Raw genomic sequence first — 17,479 nt, 5'->3', positions numbered from 1 at the left:
TCAGGCGAACGCCGTGACCTGCGCCAACAGCTCCGGCAGCCGCCGCTCGTAGGTGCGTGCACCGTGCCGGACGCCGAGGACCAGCACGACGCCCGCCGAGGCGAGCCCCACCCCCATCGTCACCACGCCGAGCGCCGCGCTCGGCGCCAGCAGCGCGGGCAGCCCGACCGCGAGCGTGGGGACCAGGAGGGCAGCCGTGAGGAGGAACGCGACCGTCTGGGCGACCATCGACGCCATCGCCGCGCCCTGCGGCGTCTTGAAGGCGCTCTCCCCCGGCTTCGGGACCGGGTAGACGAGCCGCGCGGAGGCCGCGCTGGACACGCCGAGCGCGGTCCCCAGGACGCCGAGGCTCACCCCGAGCACCGCCGGGAGGTCGGACCAGCGGCCCGCGACCGCCGTCGCGGCGACCGCGAGACCGACCACCAACGGCACCCCGAGCACGGCGACGGGCACCACCCGGCCCCAGCGGTCGGCCCGCCCCGGGACCCCCGTCGCGACGTGCAGGGCGAACGCCGTGTTGTCGTAGCCCACGTCGTTGGACAGGCCGAACCCGAGGACGAACGCGGCCAGCGGTGCGAGGAGCAGCAGCAGCCCGGCACCCGCCCCGCTGGTCACGCCGATGACCACGACGACCAGCGGCAGGAGCGGCACCAGCGCGAGCGACGCCGCGTACCGCGGGTCGCGCAGCCAGTAGGTGGCGCAGCGGGCGACGACGGCCCCCGTCGGGGTGGCGGGCACCCGGGCGAACCAGCCGAGGCCGCGGGCGCGACCCCCGTCCGCCCCGCCGCGCGGCGACACCAGCGCCCGGGCGAGGGCCCGGTCCCACACCACGACGGCGAGCGTCAGGGTGAGCGCGACGACGGCGACCTGGACGGCGAGGCGGCCCCACGCGCCCTCGTGGACGGAGCCCGCCCACGCCCAGGGTGCCCCGAACGGAGTCCAGCCCACGACGGACGCCGCGGCGGCCACCGCGCCGGCCGTCCCGTCCCCGCCGAGGCGGATGGTGACGCCGCTCGACGCGGCCAGGGACGACATCCAGGCGAAGAACGGGCCGACGGCGAGCACCGGCACGATGGCGGCGAGCATGAGCACCTCGCGGTAGCGGCGCGAGTCGAGCAGCGGCGCGCACAGCGTGGTGACGGCCCGGGAGCCGACCACGCACAGTGCGACGACGGCCACCGCGCCGAGCAGCGCCGCGAGCAGCGCGAGCGGGTCGGACGCCCACGCGAACGCCGACCCGGCGGCGGCCAGCGCCGTGACGGCGGCGGGCACCGAGACCAGGCCGGCGACGGCCAGACCCGCCAGCAGGGTCCGGCGCGGGATCGCGAACGTCGTGAAGCGCAGCGGGTCCAGCGTGGCGTCGAGGCCGAACGCGAAGAGCGGCACCACCCACCAGGCCAGCACGACCAGCGCGCCGCCGACGGTGAGGACCTGGCCGGTCAGCACCGGGTCGGTCCGGCCGCCGAGGATCGCGGCACCGACCAGCAGCGTGACCACCGACAGGCCGTACAGGAGCCCGACGGCGAGCCCGATCGTCTGCCAGACGCTGCGGCGCAGCGTGCCGGCCAGCAGCGTGAGCCTCAGTCGGACGAGGTGCGCAACCACGCCAGGCCTCCTGCCTGCCTGCGTCCGCCGACGAGCCCGACGAACCGGTCCTCCAGGGTCTGCCCGCCCCGCACGTCGTCCACGGTGCCCGCGTCGAGCACGTGCCCGCCCGCGATGACCGCGACGTGGGTGCACATGCGCTGCACGAGGTCCATGACGTGGCTGGACACGACGACGGTGCCGCCGTCGTCCACGTAGCGGCCCAGGATGTCGCGGATGTTGGCGGCGCTGACGGGGTCGACGGCCTCGAACGGCTCGTCGAGGACGAGCACCCGGGGCGCGTGGATCATCGCGCAGGCCAGCGAGATCTTCTTGGTCATGCCCGCCGAGTAGTCGACGACCACGGTGTCCCGGTCGGCCGCAAGGTCCATCGCCACCAGGAGGTCCTCGGCGCGGGCGGCGACCGTGGGGCGGTCGAGCCCGTGCAGCAGGCCGGCGTAGTGCAGGAGCTGGGCGCCGGTGAGCCGGTCGAACAGCCGCAGCCCGTCGGGCAGGACCCCGAGCCGCGGCTTGGCGACCTCCGGGTGCGCCCACAGGTCGGTGCCGAGCACGTGCACGGTGCCGAAGTCGGGCCGCAGCAGGCCGGTCGCCATGGACAGGGTCGTCGTCTTGCCGGCGCCGTTGGGACCGACCAGGCCGAAGAACGAGCCCGCGGGCACGTCGAGGTCCACGCCCGCGACGGCGATCTTCTCCCCGAACCGGCGCCACAGGCCGCGCAGGCTGAGGGCCGCCGTCGGGTCGGGGTCCGGGGCGGCGGACGGGGGCCCGGCGGGGCCCGGCTCGGGTGCGGCGGGTGGGTTCACCCGGTCACCGTAGCGGCCGGTCCGCGCGTGCGTCGGGGCGCCTCACCGGCCGTGTCGGACCCGCGTGACAGCCTGTGCGCCATGGAGACGACGACCGCGCTGCTCATCTCGCTCGGCACGCTGGTGGCCGGGACGGTGATCGGCTGGCTGTGGCACGCGCTGCGCACCTCCGGGCAGCACCGCTCCCAGGAGATGGAGGCGGTGCGCGCCCGCACGGAGCTGGACGCGGCCCGGCGGGAGGCCGCCGCGCTGCGCGAGCAGGTCGCCGCGACCCGCGAGGACGGCGAGCTGCGCCTGGAGCGCGCGGCCGACGACGCCGAGCGGCGCCTCGACGCCGCCCGCGAGGAGGCGGAGCGCCGCCTCGCAGAGTTCCGGGCCGAGGCCGAGCGACAGCTCGCCGAGGTCAAGGGCGACCAGGAGCGCGCCGCGCAGCAGTTCCGGGCGCTGGCGGGCGAGGTCCTCACCTCCAGCAACCAGCAGTTCCTCGAGCTGGCCGAGCAGCGCCTCCAGGCCAGCACCGTGAAGAACGACGAGACGCTCGCCCGGCGCGAGCAGGCGATCCGGTCGCTGCTCGACCCCATGAGCAAGACGCTCGACCAGGTCAACCGCCACGTCGACGACGCCGAGAAGGCCCGTCGCGAGGGGCACAGCACCCTCACCGAGCACCTGCGCCACCTGGAGACGGTCAACACCGAGCTGCGCACCGGGACGAACGACCTCGTCGCCGCGCTGCGCTCCAACCAGACCCGTGGCGTGTGGGGCGAGCTCCAGCTCCGCCGCGTCGTCGAGGCGGCGGGCATGCTCGACCACGTCGACTTCGACGTGCAGGTGCACCGCACCGACGCCGAGGGCACCGCGCTCATCCCGGACCTCGTCGTCAACCTCGCCGGCGGCAAGAACGTCGTCGTGGACTCCAAGGTGCCGTTGTCCGCCTACCTCAAGGCGCAGTCCGCGACCGCGTCCGACGAGGCCGTCAAGCAGCTCGACGCCCACGCCAAGGACCTCGTCAAGCACGTCGACGTCCTGGCGGGCAAGGCGTACTGGTCGCAGTTCGACGCCGCCCCGGAGTTCGTCGTGCTGTTCGTCCCCGCGGAGCCGATCCTCGCGGCCGCGGTCGAGCAGCGGCCCGACCTCATGGAGTACGCGATGCGCAAGCGGGTCGTCGTCGCCACCCCGATGACGCTCGTCGCGCTGCTGCGCACCGTCGGCTACGCGTGGCAGCAGGACGCCGTCGCGGAGGACGCCCAGAAGGTGCTCCAGACCGGCAAGGAGCTGTACGGGCGCCTCGTCACCATGACGGCGAAGATCACCAAGCTGGGCCGCTCCATGACCACCGCCACGAACGACTACAACGCGTTCGTCGCCACCCTGGAGACGCGGGTCGTGCCGTCCGCGCGCCGCATGGTCGAGCTCAAGGTCGCCGACGCGTCGACGCCCCTGGAGCCGCTGAAGGCCGTCGAGGCGACGACCCGCCCGATCGTCCGGCCCGAGCTCCTGGCCGGGGCGGAGGGCGCCGTCGTCGACCTGGGCGACCTCGCGGTGACCGACGACCGGTCGTCGGTGGAAGCGCTGGTCGAGGCCGACCGGGCCGCCCTGGAGCGCACCGCGGACGACGGCGCGTCCGACGCGGCCGCGGGCTGACCGGCGAACGTCAGACGGGCCGCAGCGGCAGCGTGCGCCGCTCGGCCGGGCGCGGGCGTTCGTCCCCCGCGCCCGCCTCGCGCAGGTCGGCGCGCAGCTCCCGCGGGAGCGAGAACATGAGGTCCTCCGTCGCGGTGCGGACCTCCTCGGGCTCGCCGAAGCCGCGGTCGGCGAGCAGCCGCAGCACACCGTCCACCAGGATCTCCGGGACGGACGCGCCGGAGGTCACACCGACGGTGGTCGCGCCGTCCAGCCAGGCGTCCTCGACGTCGGCGGCACGGTCGACGCGGTAGGCGGCCGCCGCCCCGGCCTGGAGCGCCACCTCGACCAGCCGCACCGAGTTCGACGAGTTCGCCGACCCCACCACGAGCACGACGTCGCACTCCGGCGCGAGCTTCTTCACCGCCACCTGCCGGTTCTGCGTCGCGTAGCAGATGTCGTCGCTCGGCGGGTCGGCCAGCAGCGGGAACCGCTCACGCAGCCGGCGCACGGTCTCCATCGTCTCGTCCACCGACAGGGTGGTCTGCGAGACCCACACCACGCGCGCCGGGTCGCGGACCTCGACCCCGTCGGCCTCGTCGGGCGAGCCCACGACCTGCACGTGCGCGGGCGCCTCCCCCGCCGTGCCCTCGACCTCCTCGTGCCCGTGGTGGCCGATGAGGAGGATGTCGAGGTCGTCGCGCGCGAACCGCTGGACCTCCTTGTGCACCTTCGTCACGAGGGGGCACGTCGCGTCGATCGTGTCGAGGTCGCGGCCCGCGGCGGCGTCCCGCACCGCCGGCGACACGCCGTGCGCGGAGAACACGAGCCGGGCGCCGCGGGGCACCTCGTCGGTCTCGTCGACGAACACGGCGCCGCGCTCCGTGAGGGTCTCCACGACGTGCTTGTTGTGGACGATCTCCTTGCGCACGTACACCGGCGCGCCGTACGTCTCCAGGGCCTTCTCGACCGCGACGACGGCACGGTCGACGCCGGCGCAGTAGCCGCGGGGTGCCGCCAGCAGCACCCGCCTGTCGCGGGAGGTCCCGGCCGGGAGGGTCTCGGTCACGCTGCCAGTGTAGGAGCCGCCCCGGGTCGGTGGCGTGCGGCATGCTGGACGCCGTGACCGCCGACCACCGCCCCGACGACGCCTCCGACACCACGCTGCCCCTGCCCGAGATGGCGGCCGACACCACGGCGCAGCGCCCCTGGCCGGTCCGGCTGCTCGCCGCGAAGATCCAGGGCTACGTGGCGCGGATGTCGTCGGTGTGGGTCGAGGGCCAGGTCGTGGAGCACACGTACCGTCGCGGCGCCGGGATGCAGTTCCTCACCCTGCGCGACACGGACGCCGAGGCGTCGCTGCCGGTGCACATGCTCACCCGCGCGTTCGACGGCCAGACCTCCCCGCCGCAGGTGGGCGACCACGTCGTCGTGCAGGCCAAGCCGGAGTTCTGGACCAAGACGGGCCGGCTGTCGATGCGGGCGTCCGCGGTACGCCAGGTCGGTGTCGGCGAGCTCCTCGCCCGCATCGAGCAGCTGCGCCGCGTCCTCGCGGCCGAGGGGCTGTTCGACCTCGACCGCAAGCAGCCGCTGCCGTTCCTGCCCGCCGTGGTCGGCCTGGTGTGCGGGCGCGAGTCGAAGGCGGAGCACGACGTCGTCGTCAACGCCCGGGCGCGCTGGCCGCAGGTGCGGTTCGAGATCCGCGAGGTCGCCGTCCAGGGCGTCGACGCCGTGCGGGCGGTCAGCGGCGCCCTCGCCGAGCTCGATGCGCACCCCGACGTCGAGGTGATCGTCGTGGCACGCGGCGGGGGGTCCGTGGAAGACCTCCTGCCGTTCAGCAACGAGACGCTCGTGCGCGCCGCGGCGGCCTGCCGCACCCCGCTCGTCAGCGCCATCGGCCACGAGACCGACACCCCGCTGCTCGACCTCGTCGCCGACCACCGCGCCTCCACCCCGACGGACGCCGCCAAGCGGGTCGTGCCGGACGTCGCCGAGGAGCGGGCGCGCGTCGCCCAGGCACGGCAGCGGGCCCTGGCCGCGCTGACCGGGCGCCTCGAGCGGGAGCGGCACGGCCTGGCGGCGCTCCGGTCGCGGCCGGTGCTGGCCCGCCCCGCGTCGATGGTCGACGCCCGGGAGCGGGAGGTCGTCGAGCACGTGCGGCACGCGCGGCACCTGCTGCGCGCGGCCCTGCTCACCGCGTCCGGCGACGTGGGTCGGCTCGCGGCGCAGGTGCGGGCCCTGTCCCCCGCCTCCACGCTGGAGCGCGGCTACGCCGTGGTGCAGCGCGCCGACGGCGCGGTCGTGCGCGACGCCGACGAGGTCGCCGCGGGCGACGCGGTGCACGTGCGGCTCGCGGCGGGCGCGATCGACGCGGAGGTCACGACCGTCGTCCGGTAGTCCCGGTGGCCGCGGTCCGCTCCCGCGTCAGCGGGCGCGGGCCACCCGGCCCTCGTCCCAGACCGCCTCGGGCGTCTCGCGGACGGTGCCGTCGGCGCCGAACACGAGGAACCGGTCGAAGCCGCGGGCGAACCAGCGGTCGTGGGTCACGGCGAGCACGGTGCCGTCGAACGCCTCCAGACCCTCCTGGAGCGCCTCGGCGCTGTCCAGGTCGAGGTTGTCCGTCGGCTCGTCGAGCAGCAGCGCGGTGCAGCCGGACAGCTCCAGGAGCAGCACCTGGAAGCGCGCCTGCTGCCCGCCCGACAGTCGGTCGAAGGGCCGCTCGGCGGCCTGCTGGAGCTCGTAGCGGCGCAGCACCGACATGGCGGCGCCACGGTCCTTGGCGTGGTCGGCCCAGAGGATGTCGAGCAGCGTGCGCCCGACGAGCTCGGGGTGGGCGTGGGTCTGGGCGAAGTGCCCCACCACGACCCGTGCCCCGAGACGCGCCTCCCCCGTGTGGGCGACGTCCTGCCCGGCGAGCAGCCGCAGGAAGTGCGACTTGCCGGACCCGTTCGACCCGAGGACCGCGACGCGCTCGCCGTAGAACACCTCGAGGTCGAACGGCTTCATCAGGCCGGTGAGCTCCAGGGCCTCGCAGGTGATCGCCCGGGTGCCCGTGCGACCCCCGCGCAGACGCATCGTGATGTCCTGCTCGCGGGGCGGCTCCGGGGGCGGACCCGCCTCCTCGTACTTGCGCAGGCGGGTCTGGGCGGCCCGGTACCGCGAGGCCATGTCGGGGCTGCTCGCCGCCTGGGCCCGCAGGGTCAGCACCAGCTTCCTGAGCTGGGCGTGCTTCTCGTCCCAGCGGCGGCGCAGCTCCTCGAACCGGGCGAACCGTTCGCGGCGCGCGTCGTGGAACGTCGCGAACCCGCCGCCGTGCACCCAGGCGTCCGCACCCGACGGACCCGGCTCCAGCGCCACGATCCGGTCGGCGACGCGCGACAGCAGCTCGCGGTCGTGGGACACGAACAGGATCGTCTTGCGGGTGGCGAGGAGCTGCTCCTCCAGCCACCGCTTGCCCGGCACGTCCAGGTAGTTGTCCGGCTCGTCGAGCAGCAGCACCTCGTCGGGGCCGCGCAGCAGCGCCTCCAGGACGAGCCGCTTCTGCTCGCCGCCGGACAGGGTGCGCACCTCGCGCCACTGCGCCTTCTCGAAGCCGACGCCGAGCGCCGCCGTCGTGCACACGTCCCACAGGGTCTCGGCGTCGTAGCCGCGCACCTCCGCCCAGTCCGCGAGCGCCTGCGCGTACGCCATCTGCGCGGCCTCGTCGTCGACCTCCATGACGGCGGTCTCGGCGTCCTCCAGGGCGCGCGCGGCGTCCCGGACCGGTGCCGGCGACACCGACGCGAGGAGCTGGCGCACGGTGGTGGCGTCCCGGACCGAGCCGACGAACTGCGGCATCACGCCGAGCCCGCCGCTGACCGTGACCGTCCCGGCGTCCGGGCGCAGCTCGCCCGTGACGATCCGCAGGAGCGTCGTCTTGCCGGCGCCGTTGGGTCCGACCAGGGCGGTGGCGCTGCCCTCACCGACCCGGAACGAGACGTCGTCGAGCAGCGTGCGACCGTCGGGCAGCACGTGCTCGACGTGCGCCACCTCCAGATGACCCATGGGGCGAGGGTCGCACGGACGCCCGCCCCGCGGCGACGTGTTTCGCCCCGCTGTGACGGGCCGCACGCGGTCGCACCGCGAGACGGGACGACCCGTCCCCGCCGGGTGGGGTTGACTGTCCCCGTGAGCACCGACGAGCCGAGCACCGACGTGTCCGCCCTGAGCTACGAGCAGGCGCGCGACGAGCTGGTCCAGGTCGTCGCGCGGCTGGAGGCCGGCGGCGAGCCCCTGGAGGACTCGCTCGCGCTGTGGGAACGGGGCGAGGCGCTGGCCGCCCGGTGCCAGCAGTGGCTGGACGGCGCCCGGGAGCGCCTGGCCGCGGCGCAGGCCGCGTCGGGCCCCGGGGCGGACGCCGACGAGGAGGACTGACCGTGGCGCACGTGCTGTCCGTCGGCGAGGCGCTCGTGGACGTGGTGCGTCGCCCCGACGGCGCGGTCGCGGAGCACCCCGGCGGGTCCCCCGCGAACGTCGCGCTCACGCTCGGTCGCCTCGGCCGCGAGGCGCGGCTCCTGACGTGGCTGGGCCGTGACGCCCGCGGCGACGCGGTGCGCGCGTGGCTCGCGGCCTCCGGTGTGACGACGACGCCGGGCAGCGACGACGCCCCGCGGACGTCGGTCGCGCGGGCGACCCTGGACGCGTCGGGTGCCGCGACCTACGACTTCGACCTCGACTGGCAGGTGCCCGCCGGCTCGCCGGTCGCCGCGGACACCCTGGCGGTGCACACCGGGTCCGTCGCTGCGGTGCTGGAACCGGGCGCGACGCAGGTACGCGCCCTGGTCGCCGCCGCCCGCCCGACCGCCACGATCACCTACGACCCGAACGCCCGTCCGGCGCTGATGGGCGACCCCGCGCAGGCCCGCCGGCGCGTGGAGGAGGTCGTCCGCCTCGCGGACGTCGTCAAGGTCAGCGACGAGGACCTCGCGTGGCTGTCCGGCGGCGCCGCGCCGCTCGACGTCGCCCGCGCCTGGGTGCACGACCTCGGCGCGCCGCTGGTCGTGGTCACGGCGGGCGGCGAGGGCGCCACCGCCGTCACCGACCACGGCGAGGTGCACGTGCCCGCCCGCCCCGTCACGGTGGTCGACACCGTCGGGGCCGGCGACTCGTTCATGGGCGCCCTCCTGGACGGGCTGTGGGGCGCCGACCTGCTGGGCGCGGGGCGCCGTGCGGCGCTGCGCGCCGTCGACCACGCCACCGTCGAGGACCTGCTGTCACGGTGCGTGGCCGTGGCAGCCGTCACCGTCTCCCGCGCCGGGGCCAACCCGCCGTGGGCGACCGAGCTGGAGGAAGCATGACCCCCACCGAGGCCTGGACCGCGCTGCGCGCCGGGAACGACCGCTTCGTCGCCGACGCCCCGATCCACCCCTCCCAGGACGCGACCCGCCGCCGAGAGCTGGCGTCGGCGCAGCACCCGCACACCGTCCTGTTCGGCTGCTCCGACTCGCGCGTCGCGGCGGAGATCATCTTCGACCAGGGCCTGGGCGACCTGTTCGTCGTGCGCACGGCCGGGCACGTCGTGGACACCACGGTGCTCGGGTCGATCGAGTACGGGGTGGAGGTCCTGGGGGCGCCGCTCATCGTGGTGCTGGGCCACGACTCGTGCGGCGCGGTCGCGGCGACCGCCAACACGCTGCGCACGGGCGAGCAGCCGCCGGGGTTCGTGCGCGCCGTGGTGGACAAGGTGATCCCGTCGATCGCGCACCTCGCGGGCTCCCCCGACGCCGGGTCCACCGCGGACGCCGAGGGCGCCCCGTTCGCCGACCGCCTGCGCACCGCGCACGTGCGGCACACCGTCGGCCTGCTGCGCGGGTACTCCGCCGCGCTCGACGCGGCCGTCACCGAGGGGCGCGTCGCGATCGTCGGCGTCGAGTACGACCTCGAGGACGGCTCCGCCCGTCTCGTGGAGGTCGCGGGCGACGTCGGCGAGCAGCCGCTGGGCTGACCCGCCGGCCTCCGCGTGCCGGGTCCCGCGCGCCCCGAGCGGGGCCGCCGGACCCGGCGCGTGACACCTCTCACACCGTCCCGCCTCCCGGCGTACGGCACGATGGACGCATGACTTCCGACACCGTCGCCGGCGGCGCAGACGCGCCCGAGACCGAGTACCGCATCGAGCACGACACGATGGGTGAGGTCCGCGTCCCGGCCCAGGCCCTGTACCGCGCCCAGACGCAGCGCGCGGTCGAGAACTTCCCGATCTCGGGCACCCCGCTGGAGCGCGGCCACATCGAGGCCCTCGCCCGCGTGAAGAAGGCCGCCGCGCGCGCCAACGCCGAGCTCGGCGTGCTCGACCAGGACGTCGCCGACGCCATCGTCGCCGCCGCCGACGAGGTCGCCTCCGGCACGCTCGACGCCCACTTCCCCGTCGACGTGTTCCAGACCGGCTCCGGCACGTCGTCGAACATGAACACCAACGAGGTGCTCGCCACCCTCGCGACCCGCTCGCTCGGCAAGGACGTGCACCCCAACGACCACGTCAACGCCTCCCAGTCGTCCAACGACGTCTTCCCCACCTCGGTGCACGTCGCCGCCACGGCCGGTGTCGTCCGTGACCTCGTGCCCGCCCTCGAGCACCTCGCCGCGTCACTGGGCGCCAAGGCCGACGAGTACGCCACCGTCGTGAAGTCCGGCCGCACCCACCTCATGGACGCCACCCCCGTCACCCTCGGCCAGGAGTTCGGCGGGTACGCCGCCGCGATCCGCTACGGCATCGAGCGCCTGCAGTCCGCGGTCCCCCGCGCCGCCGAGGTGCCGCTCGGCGGCACCGCCGTGGGCACCGGCATCAACACCCCCGCCGGGTTCCCGCAGCGCGTCATCGAGCTGCTGCGCGAGGACACCGGCCTGCCGCTGACCGAGGCGCGCGACCACTTCGAGGCGCAGTCCGCCCGCGACGGCCTCGTCGAGCTCTCCGGCGCGCTGCGCACCATCGCGGTGTCGCTCACCAAGATCTGCAACGACCTGCGTTGGATGGGGTCCGGCCCCAACACCGGCCTCGGCGAGATCTTCATCCCCGACCTCCAGCCGGGCTCCTCGATCATGCCGGGCAAGGTCAACCCCGTCGTCCCCGAGGCCGTCCTCATGGTCGCCGCCCGCGTGATCGGCAACGACGCCACCGTCGCCTGGGCCGGCGCCAGCGGCTCCTTCGAGCTCAACGTGCAGATCCCCGTCATCGCCCAGGGCGTCCTGGAGTCGATCCGCCTGCTCGCCAACGCCTCGCGCGTCCTCGCGGACAAGACCGTCGACGGCATCACCGCGAACGTCGAGAAGGCCCGCGCGTTCGCCGAGTCGTCGCCGTCGATCGTCACGCCGCTCAACCGCGTCATCGGCTACGAGGCCGCCGCCAAGGTCGCCAAGCACTCCGTCAAGCAGGGCATCACCGTGCGTGAGGCCGTGGTCGACCTGGGCTTCGTCGAGCGGGGCGAGGTCACCGAGGCGCAGCTCGACGAGGCGCTCGACGTCCTGTCGATGACGCGTCCGCCGCAGGCCTGATCGCTGCCGCCCGCGAGGGGTGGGGTCCTCCGGTGCGTCGTCGCGCTCACGGTCGCTCCGCGGCCTGCGCTTCCCGTCTGACGACGACGCACCGGAGGACCCCACCCCTCGCTCGGTCATGACATGGCTCGGTCGTGACCTGGGCCCGTCGCGACCCGCTCGACCGTGACCTGGGTCTCAGTTGCTGGACGCCTCTTTGGTAAGGCTTACCTCACCTGCTAGGGTCCGGGGCAGCGGGAGGGCGTGCTGCCGGTGCGCGGGGCTGGGGGGTTCCACACGAGGCGGCACGCCCTCTCGACCTCTCCGCCGGTGGGACCGAAGGCCGGCGACCGTCGGTCGACTCAGTAGTCGACGGGATCGAGGCGGCGCAGCACGACGGCGAGCAGGCGCCCGAGCTCGGCCCGCTCCGCCTCGGACAGGTCCACGAGCGCCGCGCGCTCCCGGTCGACCTGGCGCGGGAACAGCTCGTCGACGAGCTCCTCCCCCGCCGCCGTGAGGGCCACCACGACGCCCCGCCGGTCCCGCTCGGCGACCGTCCGCTCCACCAGACCCGCCCGGGCCAGGCGGTCGAGGCGCTTCGTGATGGACGCGCCGGGCGCCCCCGTCATCGTGGTGACCTCGCCCGCTCGCAGGGGTCGCCCCGCGCGGCGCAGCGCGGTGAGCAGGTCGAGCTCGGCGCGGGTCACGTCACGGCCGGTCACGTCCGCCTCCGTGGCGAGGTCGAGCAGGGCCGCGACGCGGCGGACGCGCGCCCCCACCTCCGCGGGCGAGGTGTCGACGTCGGGCAGCCGCTCGGCCCACTGGGCGCGCACGCGGTCGATGTAGTCCACCTTCCCAGGATAGGTGCGCGACCGCTTTATTTTCGCAGTGTTTTACTCGTGAACTATCCTGGTCCCGATGACCTCCCCCGTGCTCACCGCCGCCCGCGACGTGATCGACCCCGGCCACCTGCGCGCCGCCTGGCGTGCCGCCCCGTCCCCCACCACCACCGCGGGCGTCCTCGCCGCCCTGCGCTGCGGCGCCGCCGTCGCCCTCGCGCTCGCCCTCGCGGCGGCGACCGGCCACCAGGACCTGGCCGGGTTCGCCGCGCTCGGCGCGCTCGCCTCCCTCTACGGACGGTTCGACCCCTACCGCCGCCGCGCCGCGGTCGTCGCCCTGCTCGGCGCCGTGCTCACCGGGGCCTTCGTCGCGGTCGCGACCCTCACGACCGCCGGCGCGCCCGCCCCGGTCGTGCTCGGCGTCGTCGCGCTCGTCGCCGCCGGGTCGACCGTCCTGTGCCTGCTCGTGCGCACCGGACCGCCCGGCGGGACCATCGTCGTGTTCGCCGCCGCCGGCGGCATGGCCGCCGCCGCCGACTGGTCCGGCGTCGCGGAGCGCGGCCTCGCCGTCGCGGCCGGGTCCGCCGTGGCCTGGCTCGTCGCGACCAGCGGGTGGGTCGTCCGGCACGGCGGCGTCCTGCGACGCATGACCCGGCGCGCGACGGGGCGTCCCGCGACCGGGCGCGGCGCGACGGCGACCCGCGAGCCGGCTCCCGCGGGAGCGACCCCTGGCGTCCTCGCCACCGTCCGTGCGACCTGGCACGAGCCCGGCTGGCGGCTCGGCGGGGTCCGCGTGACGCTCGCCGCCCTCGCGGCGGGCGCCGTCGCGCAGGCCGCCGGGCTCGGGCACCCCGCCTGGGCGCAGATGGGCGCCACCGCGACGCTCCAGGGCGCCACCACCGGGCACGCCGTCGTGCGGGCGCTCCAGCGCGGGGTGGGCACCGTCGTCGGCGCCCTGCTCGCCTGGCCGCTGCTCGCCGCGCACCTCGGGTTCGCCGCGACGTGCGTCGTCGTGGTGGCGCTCCAGGTCGTCACGGAGGTCGTCGTCGGCCGCCACTACGGGCTCGCGATGCTCACCATCACGCCGATGGCGCTGCTCATGACGTCGCTCGCCGCCCCCGCGGACCCCGCCGGCACCGCCGCCGCGCGCGCGCTGGACACCGTGCTCGGCGCGGCGCTCGGCGTCCTGGCCGTCGTCCTGGTCCACGCACGCGAGCGGGGCGCCGCGACGACGGGATGACCCGCCGCCACGACGCCCCGGCACGCGACCGGAGGGTCAGACCTCCAGGCCCTCCAGCATCTCGGTGACGAGCGCCGCCACGGGCGAGCGCTCCGACCGCGTGAGGGTCACGTGCGCGAAGAGCGGGTGCCCCTTGAGCGCCTCGATGACGGCCGCCACGCCGTCGTGCCGCCCCACCCGCAGGTTGTCGCGCTGCGCGACGTCGTGGGTGAGGACCACGCGGGACGACTGCCCGATGCGGGACAGCACCGTGAGGAGCACGTTGCGCTCCAGCGACTGGGCCTCGTCGACGATGACGAACGCGTCGTGCAGCGACCGGCCGCGGATGTGGGTGAGCGGCAGCACCTCGAGCATCTCGCGGTCGATCACCTCGTCGAGGACCGCCGGGGAGACCAGCGCGCCGAGGGTGTCGTGGACCGCCTGCGCCCACGGGTTCATCTTCTCCGACTCGCTGCCCGGCAGGTAGCCGAGCTCCTGCCCGCCCACGGCGTACAAGGGGCGGAACACGATGATCTTGCGGTGCTGACGACGCTCCAGCACCGCCTCCAGCCCGGCGCACAGGGCGAGCGCCGACTTGCCGGTCCCGGCCCGCCCCCCGAGCGAGACGATGCCGATCTCCTCGTCGAGCAGCAGGTCGACCGCGACCCGCTGCTCCGCGGAGCGGCCGTGGACGCCGAACAGGTCCTGGTCGCCGCGCACGAGCCGCACCCGCTTGTCGGCCGTGACCCGGCCGAGCGCCGACCCGCCCGCGCTGTGCACCACCAGTCCGGTGTGGCACAGCAGCGCGCCGGCCTCCGCCAGCACCGCCGGGTCGAGCGCCGCGAGGTCGACCTCGGTGCCGTCGTACAGCTCCGTCATCTGATCGTCGGTGACGGTCAGCTCGCGCATGCCCGTCCAGCCGGAGTCCACCGCCAGCTCGTGGCGGTACTCCTCCGCGCGCAGCCCCACGGCCGACGCCTTGACCCGCATCGGCAGGTCCTTGGACACGACGGTCACGTCGAGGCCCTCCGCGGCGAGGTTCGCCGCGACGGACAGGATGCGGGTGTCGTTGTCGCCGAGCCGGAAACCGGCGGGCAGCACCCCCGGGTCGGAGTGGTTCAGCTCGACGCGCAACGACCCGCCGTCCCCGCCGATGGGGATCGGGGCGTCCAGCCGGCCGTGCTCGATGCGCAGGTCGTCGAGCGCCCGCAGGGCGCTGCGGGCGAAGTACCCGAGCTCGGCGTGGTGCCGCTTGGCCTCGAGCTCGGTGACGACGACGACGGGCAGCACGACGTCGTGCTCCGCGAAGCGGTAGATCGCTCGCGGGTCGGACAGCAGGACGGACGTGTCGACCACGAAGGTCCGACGGGCGGTGCTGGTGTTCTCGGTGTGGGCCACGATGTGCTCCCTCGCGCAGAGCGGAACGGTGTGCGGGGCGGGCGACCGGTCGGAGCGCCGTGCGCGAGGACCGGGGCCGGCCCTCCGGCACGGAGCGTGCACTCCATCTGACGGCCTCCCGAGGACACCCTGGGTGGGCGTCCTGCGCGCCACGTTACGACCGTCGCACGGTGACGGGTGTCACACCGGCGGCGCGTCGCGAACTCGTCACGCAGAGTTCACGCCCCCGTGACCGGGGGCACGATGGAGCGATGACGACGTACGTGGTGCTGCTGCGCGGGGTCAACGTGGGCGGCCACCGGCGGGTGGCGGCGGCCGACCTGCGGGCGGGCGCGCAGGACGCCGGGCTGCACGACGCCCGGACCTACGCGAACAGCGGCAACCTCGTCGTGACCGACGACCCCGACGACCCGACGGGCGCCGCGTCCGCGCAGGCCACCGACCGGGTCACGGACGCCCTCGAGGCGGCCCTGGCCGACCGGCTTGGGACCCGCGTGCCGTTCGTCGTCGTCCCGGGCCCGCGCCTGGCCCGTCTGGTCGAGGCCGTCCCGTTCCCGGACGCCGCCCGGGACGAGCCCGCGCGGCTGCTGCTGCACGTCGGGCCGCAGGACGTGGACGCCGACGGCGTGGCCGCGCTCGCGGCCGACCACGACGGCCCCGAACGGGTCGTCGCCGCGCAGGGCGTGCTGTACGTCCACCACGTCGACGGCGTGGGGCGCAGCCGGCTGACCGGCGACCGGATCGACCGGGCGGCCGGGACCTGGACGACGGGCCGCAACTGGCGCACCGTCACCCGGCTGCTGGAGATGGCCTCGGCGTGACCGCCGCGACCGGCGCGACCGGCGGCGGCGGGCCGGCATCGGGCGGGCGGCAGCCGACGGCGACGACGGGCGGGGCCGCCGGTCGACCGGGGCACGGGACGTGCGGACGGTCGTGACCCGGTAGGGTGTTCGCCTGTGGTGAGCCGGGAAGTCTGGTCGGTGACGCCGGCTGGAACGCCGGTCGACGCACCGACACCTCTCCCTGCAAGGAGCACACCCTGAGCACCGACGTCTCCCACCCGTCCTTCGGCGCCCGCCTGTCCCGCTGGGTCTCGCGCGAGACCACCGGCGGCGCGCTGCTGATCGGCGCCGCGGTGCTGGCGCTGATCTTCGCGAACTCCCCGTGGCGCGACGCCTACACCTCCCTCACCGAGACGGTGGTGGGGCCGGCGTACATCGGCCCCGTCCACGTCCACCTCGACCTGTCCCTCGCGGCCTGGGCGGCGGACGGCCTGCTCGCCGTCTTCTTCTTCGTGGTCGGCCTCGAGCTCAAGCACGAGTTCGTCGCCGGCTCGCTGCGCAGCCCGAAGCAGGCCGGCGTCCCGATGCTCGCCGCGGTCGGCGGCATGATCGTCCCGGCGGTCATCTACGCCGTCCTGGTCGTGAACCTGGGCGACTCGAGCGCCCTGCACGGCTGGGCCATCCCCACGGCGACGGACATCGCGTTCGCGCTGGCCGTCCTCGCCGTGTTCGGCAAGGGCCTGCCGCTGGCGATCCGCACGTTCCTGCTGACCCTCGCCGTGGTGGACGACCTGCTGGCGATCACCGTCATCGCGGTCTTCTACACCTCGGAGATCCACTTCGGCGCGCTGCTCGGGTCGCTGGCGGTCATCGCGGTATTCGGCTGGTACGTCCGCTCGCGACGGCCGCGCTGGTGGCTGCTGGTGCCGCTGTTCGTCGTGGCGTGGGCGCTCATGCACGCGTCGGGCGTGCACGCGACGGTCGCCGGTGTCCTCATGGGCTTCACGGTCGCGGCGCGTCCGTCGCACGGCGAGGAGGAGTCCCGCACCCACCACTACGAGGAGAAGGTCAAGCCCTGGTCGCAGGGCCTGGCGCTGCCGCTCTTCGCGTTCTTCGCGGCGGGCGTCAACCTGGTCGACGGCGGCGGCCCGGCCGAGCTGCTGGGTCAGCCGATCGTCGTGGCGATCGTCGCGGGCCTCGTGGTCGGCAAGGTGGTCGGCGTGCTGGGGACCACGTGGCTGGTCACCCGGGTCACGCCGCTGCGCCTGGCGCAGGGCATCGGCGTGCGCGACCTGCTGCCGGTCGCGCTGCTGGCCGGCATCGGGTTCACGGTGTCGCTGCTCATCGCGGAGCTGTCGTTCGAGCACGGCTCGGAGCACACGCTGGGCGCGAAGGCGGCGATCCTGCTGGCGTCGGTGGTCGCGGCGGTCCTCGGCGCCCTCATGCTGCGCTGGGACGCGCGCCAGGAGCGCGGTCCGGACATGAACCGCGACGACGTCCCCGACGAGGTCACGTCGTTCATCGGCGACGAGCAGGACCGCGAGACGCACTGACGTCCCGCGCCCCGGTCCGCACGCAGGCCGCCACCCCGCCCGGGGTGGCGGCCTGCGTCGTCCCGTGACCGGATCGTGACCGCTCGGCGGTGCCGGCGCCTTGACTTCCGGAGGTCGGCCACCCCAAGATCCTCATACCTGAATCACCTGTCAT

15 protein-coding genes are annotated in these 17,479 nt (G+C 75.2%); 9 read left to right on the top strand and 6 right to left on the bottom strand.

Annotated elements, in window-relative coordinates; all coding sequences use genetic code 11:
- Both ATJ88_RS05580 and ATJ88_RS05575 read right to left on the bottom strand, forming a co-directional pair.
- Complete coding sequence (locus ATJ88_RS05580; protein ID WP_098462971.1) at positions 1 to 1,605, bottom strand: hypothetical protein; 1,605 nt, start codon at positions 1,603 to 1,605, stop codon at positions 1 to 3.
- Positions 1,581 to 2,408 (bottom strand): ABC transporter ATP-binding protein, encoded by an 828-nt coding sequence (locus ATJ88_RS05575; RefSeq protein WP_098462970.1) that lies wholly within the window; start codon positions 2,406 to 2,408, stop codon positions 1,581 to 1,583. Before ATJ88_RS05575 ends, ATJ88_RS05580 begins: the two co-directional genes overlap by 25 nt.
- Positions 2,409 to 2,489: 81 nt before the next feature.
- Between ATJ88_RS05575 and ATJ88_RS05570 the strand changes: the two genes are divergently transcribed.
- Positions 2,490 to 4,049, top strand: a complete 1,560-nt coding sequence (locus ATJ88_RS05570) for a DNA recombination protein RmuC (RefSeq protein WP_098462969.1) — start codon at positions 2,490 to 2,492, stop codon at positions 4,047 to 4,049.
- A 10-nt stretch (positions 4,050 to 4,059) separates the two neighbouring features.
- Here ATJ88_RS05570 and ATJ88_RS05565 read toward each other — a convergent pair whose 3' ends face one another.
- Positions 4,060 to 5,097 (bottom strand): 4-hydroxy-3-methylbut-2-enyl diphosphate reductase, encoded by a 1,038-nt coding sequence (locus ATJ88_RS05565; RefSeq protein ID WP_098462968.1) that lies wholly within the window; start codon positions 5,095 to 5,097, stop codon positions 4,060 to 4,062.
- 41 nt (positions 5,098 to 5,138) lie between these two features.
- Between ATJ88_RS05565 and xseA the strand changes: the two genes are divergently transcribed.
- Positions 5,139 to 6,425, top strand: coding sequence for an exodeoxyribonuclease VII large subunit (xseA, locus tag ATJ88_RS05560; RefSeq protein ID WP_098462967.1), 1,287 nt, complete (start codon positions 5,139 to 5,141; stop codon positions 6,423 to 6,425).
- 27 nt (positions 6,426 to 6,452) lie between these two features.
- Here the strand turns inward: xseA and ATJ88_RS05555 are convergent, their stop codons facing one another.
- The gene (locus ATJ88_RS05555) at positions 6,453 to 8,072 is read right to left on the bottom strand and encodes an ABC-F family ATP-binding cassette domain-containing protein (RefSeq protein ID WP_098462966.1); all 1,620 of its coding nucleotides are present in this window, start codon (positions 8,070 to 8,072) and stop codon (positions 6,453 to 6,455) included.
- Between the two features lie 123 nt (positions 8,073 to 8,195).
- On the opposite strand from ATJ88_RS05555, the gene ATJ88_RS05550 reads away from it, so the two are divergent.
- From ATJ88_RS05550 to ATJ88_RS05535, 4 genes are all read left to right on the top strand, one after another.
- Positions 8,196 to 8,441 (top strand): exodeoxyribonuclease VII small subunit, encoded by a 246-nt coding sequence (locus tag ATJ88_RS05550; RefSeq protein ID WP_098462965.1) that lies wholly within the window; start codon positions 8,196 to 8,198, stop codon positions 8,439 to 8,441.
- 2 nt (positions 8,442 to 8,443) lie between these two features.
- A complete protein-coding gene (locus tag ATJ88_RS05545) occupies positions 8,444 to 9,364 on the top strand; it encodes a carbohydrate kinase family protein (RefSeq protein ID WP_245852156.1) in 921 nt (306 codons plus the stop codon).
- Complete coding sequence (locus tag ATJ88_RS05540; protein WP_098462964.1) at positions 9,361 to 10,011, top strand: carbonic anhydrase; 651 nt, start codon at positions 9,361 to 9,363, stop codon at positions 10,009 to 10,011. Before ATJ88_RS05545 ends, ATJ88_RS05540 begins: the two co-directional genes overlap by 4 nt.
- A 110-nt stretch (positions 10,012 to 10,121) precedes the next feature.
- Positions 10,122 to 11,555, top strand: coding sequence for a class II fumarate hydratase (locus ATJ88_RS05535; protein WP_098462963.1), 1,434 nt, complete (start codon positions 10,122 to 10,124; stop codon positions 11,553 to 11,555).
- Positions 11,556 to 11,896: 341 nt separating this feature from the next.
- Here ATJ88_RS05535 and ATJ88_RS05530 read toward each other — a convergent pair whose 3' ends face one another.
- Positions 11,897 to 12,385 (bottom strand): MarR family winged helix-turn-helix transcriptional regulator, encoded by a 489-nt coding sequence (locus ATJ88_RS05530; RefSeq protein WP_211287468.1) that lies wholly within the window; start codon positions 12,383 to 12,385, stop codon positions 11,897 to 11,899.
- Between the two features lie 67 nt (positions 12,386 to 12,452).
- Here ATJ88_RS05530 and ATJ88_RS05525 point away from each other — a divergent pair, with 67 nt between their 5' ends.
- Positions 12,453 to 13,613, top strand: a complete 1,161-nt coding sequence (locus ATJ88_RS05525) for an FUSC family protein (protein WP_098462961.1) — start codon at positions 12,453 to 12,455, stop codon at positions 13,611 to 13,613.
- 36 nt (positions 13,614 to 13,649) lie between these two features.
- On the opposite strand, the gene phoH2 is transcribed toward ATJ88_RS05525, so the two are convergent.
- Positions 13,650 to 14,990: an RNA 5'-3' helicase PhoH2 gene (gene phoH2 / locus ATJ88_RS05520; RefSeq protein ID WP_245852155.1), complete on the bottom strand. Its 1,341-nt coding sequence runs from the start codon at positions 14,988 to 14,990 to the stop codon at positions 13,650 to 13,652.
- 251 nt (positions 14,991 to 15,241) lie between these two features.
- Between phoH2 and ATJ88_RS05515 the strand changes: the two genes are divergently transcribed.
- Together ATJ88_RS05515 and nhaA are read left to right on the top strand one after the other, a co-directional pair.
- Positions 15,242 to 15,811 carry a DUF1697 domain-containing protein gene (locus tag ATJ88_RS05515; protein WP_098462960.1) on the top strand — a complete coding sequence of 190 codons (570 nt, stop codon included), beginning with the start codon at positions 15,242 to 15,244 and terminating at the stop codon, positions 15,809 to 15,811.
- A 125-nt stretch (positions 15,812 to 15,936) separates the two neighbouring features.
- The gene (gene nhaA, locus ATJ88_RS05510; RefSeq protein WP_245852154.1) at positions 15,937 to 17,325 is read left to right on the top strand and encodes a Na+/H+ antiporter NhaA; all 1,389 of its coding nucleotides are present in this window, start codon (positions 15,937 to 15,939) and stop codon (positions 17,323 to 17,325) included.
- The last annotated feature ends 154 nt before the right edge of the window (positions 17,326 to 17,479 follow it).

It is taken from the genome of Isoptericola jiangsuensis (assembly GCF_002563715.1).
Classification (GTDB): Bacteria; Actinomycetota; Actinomycetes; order Actinomycetales; family Cellulomonadaceae; genus Isoptericola; species Isoptericola jiangsuensis.
This window is presented reverse-complemented; position numbering and strand designations above follow the sequence as displayed.

Bases quoted from the DNA above. Each gene is read 5' to 3' on its own strand.
- ATJ88_RS05570 (WP_098462969.1), top strand. From the start codon at position 2,490: ATGGAGACGACGACCGCGCTGCTCATCTCGCTCGGCACGCTGGTGGCC.
- xseA (WP_098462967.1), top strand. From the start codon at position 5,139: ATGCTGGACGCCGTGACCGCCGACCACCGCCCCGACGACGCCTCCGAC.
- ATJ88_RS05555 (WP_098462966.1), bottom strand. From the start codon at position 8,072: ATGGGTCATCTGGAGGTGGCGCACGTCGAGCACGTGCTGCCCGACGGT.
- ATJ88_RS05540 (WP_098462964.1), top strand. From the start codon at position 9,361: ATGACCCCCACCGAGGCCTGGACCGCGCTGCGCGCCGGGAACGACCGC.
- ATJ88_RS05535 (WP_098462963.1), top strand. From the start codon at position 10,122: ATGACTTCCGACACCGTCGCCGGCGGCGCAGACGCGCCCGAGACCGAG.
- ATJ88_RS05525 (WP_098462961.1), top strand. From the start codon at position 12,453: ATGACCTCCCCCGTGCTCACCGCCGCCCGCGACGTGATCGACCCCGGC.
- ATJ88_RS05515 (WP_098462960.1), top strand. From the start codon at position 15,242: ATGACGACGTACGTGGTGCTGCTGCGCGGGGTCAACGTGGGCGGCCAC.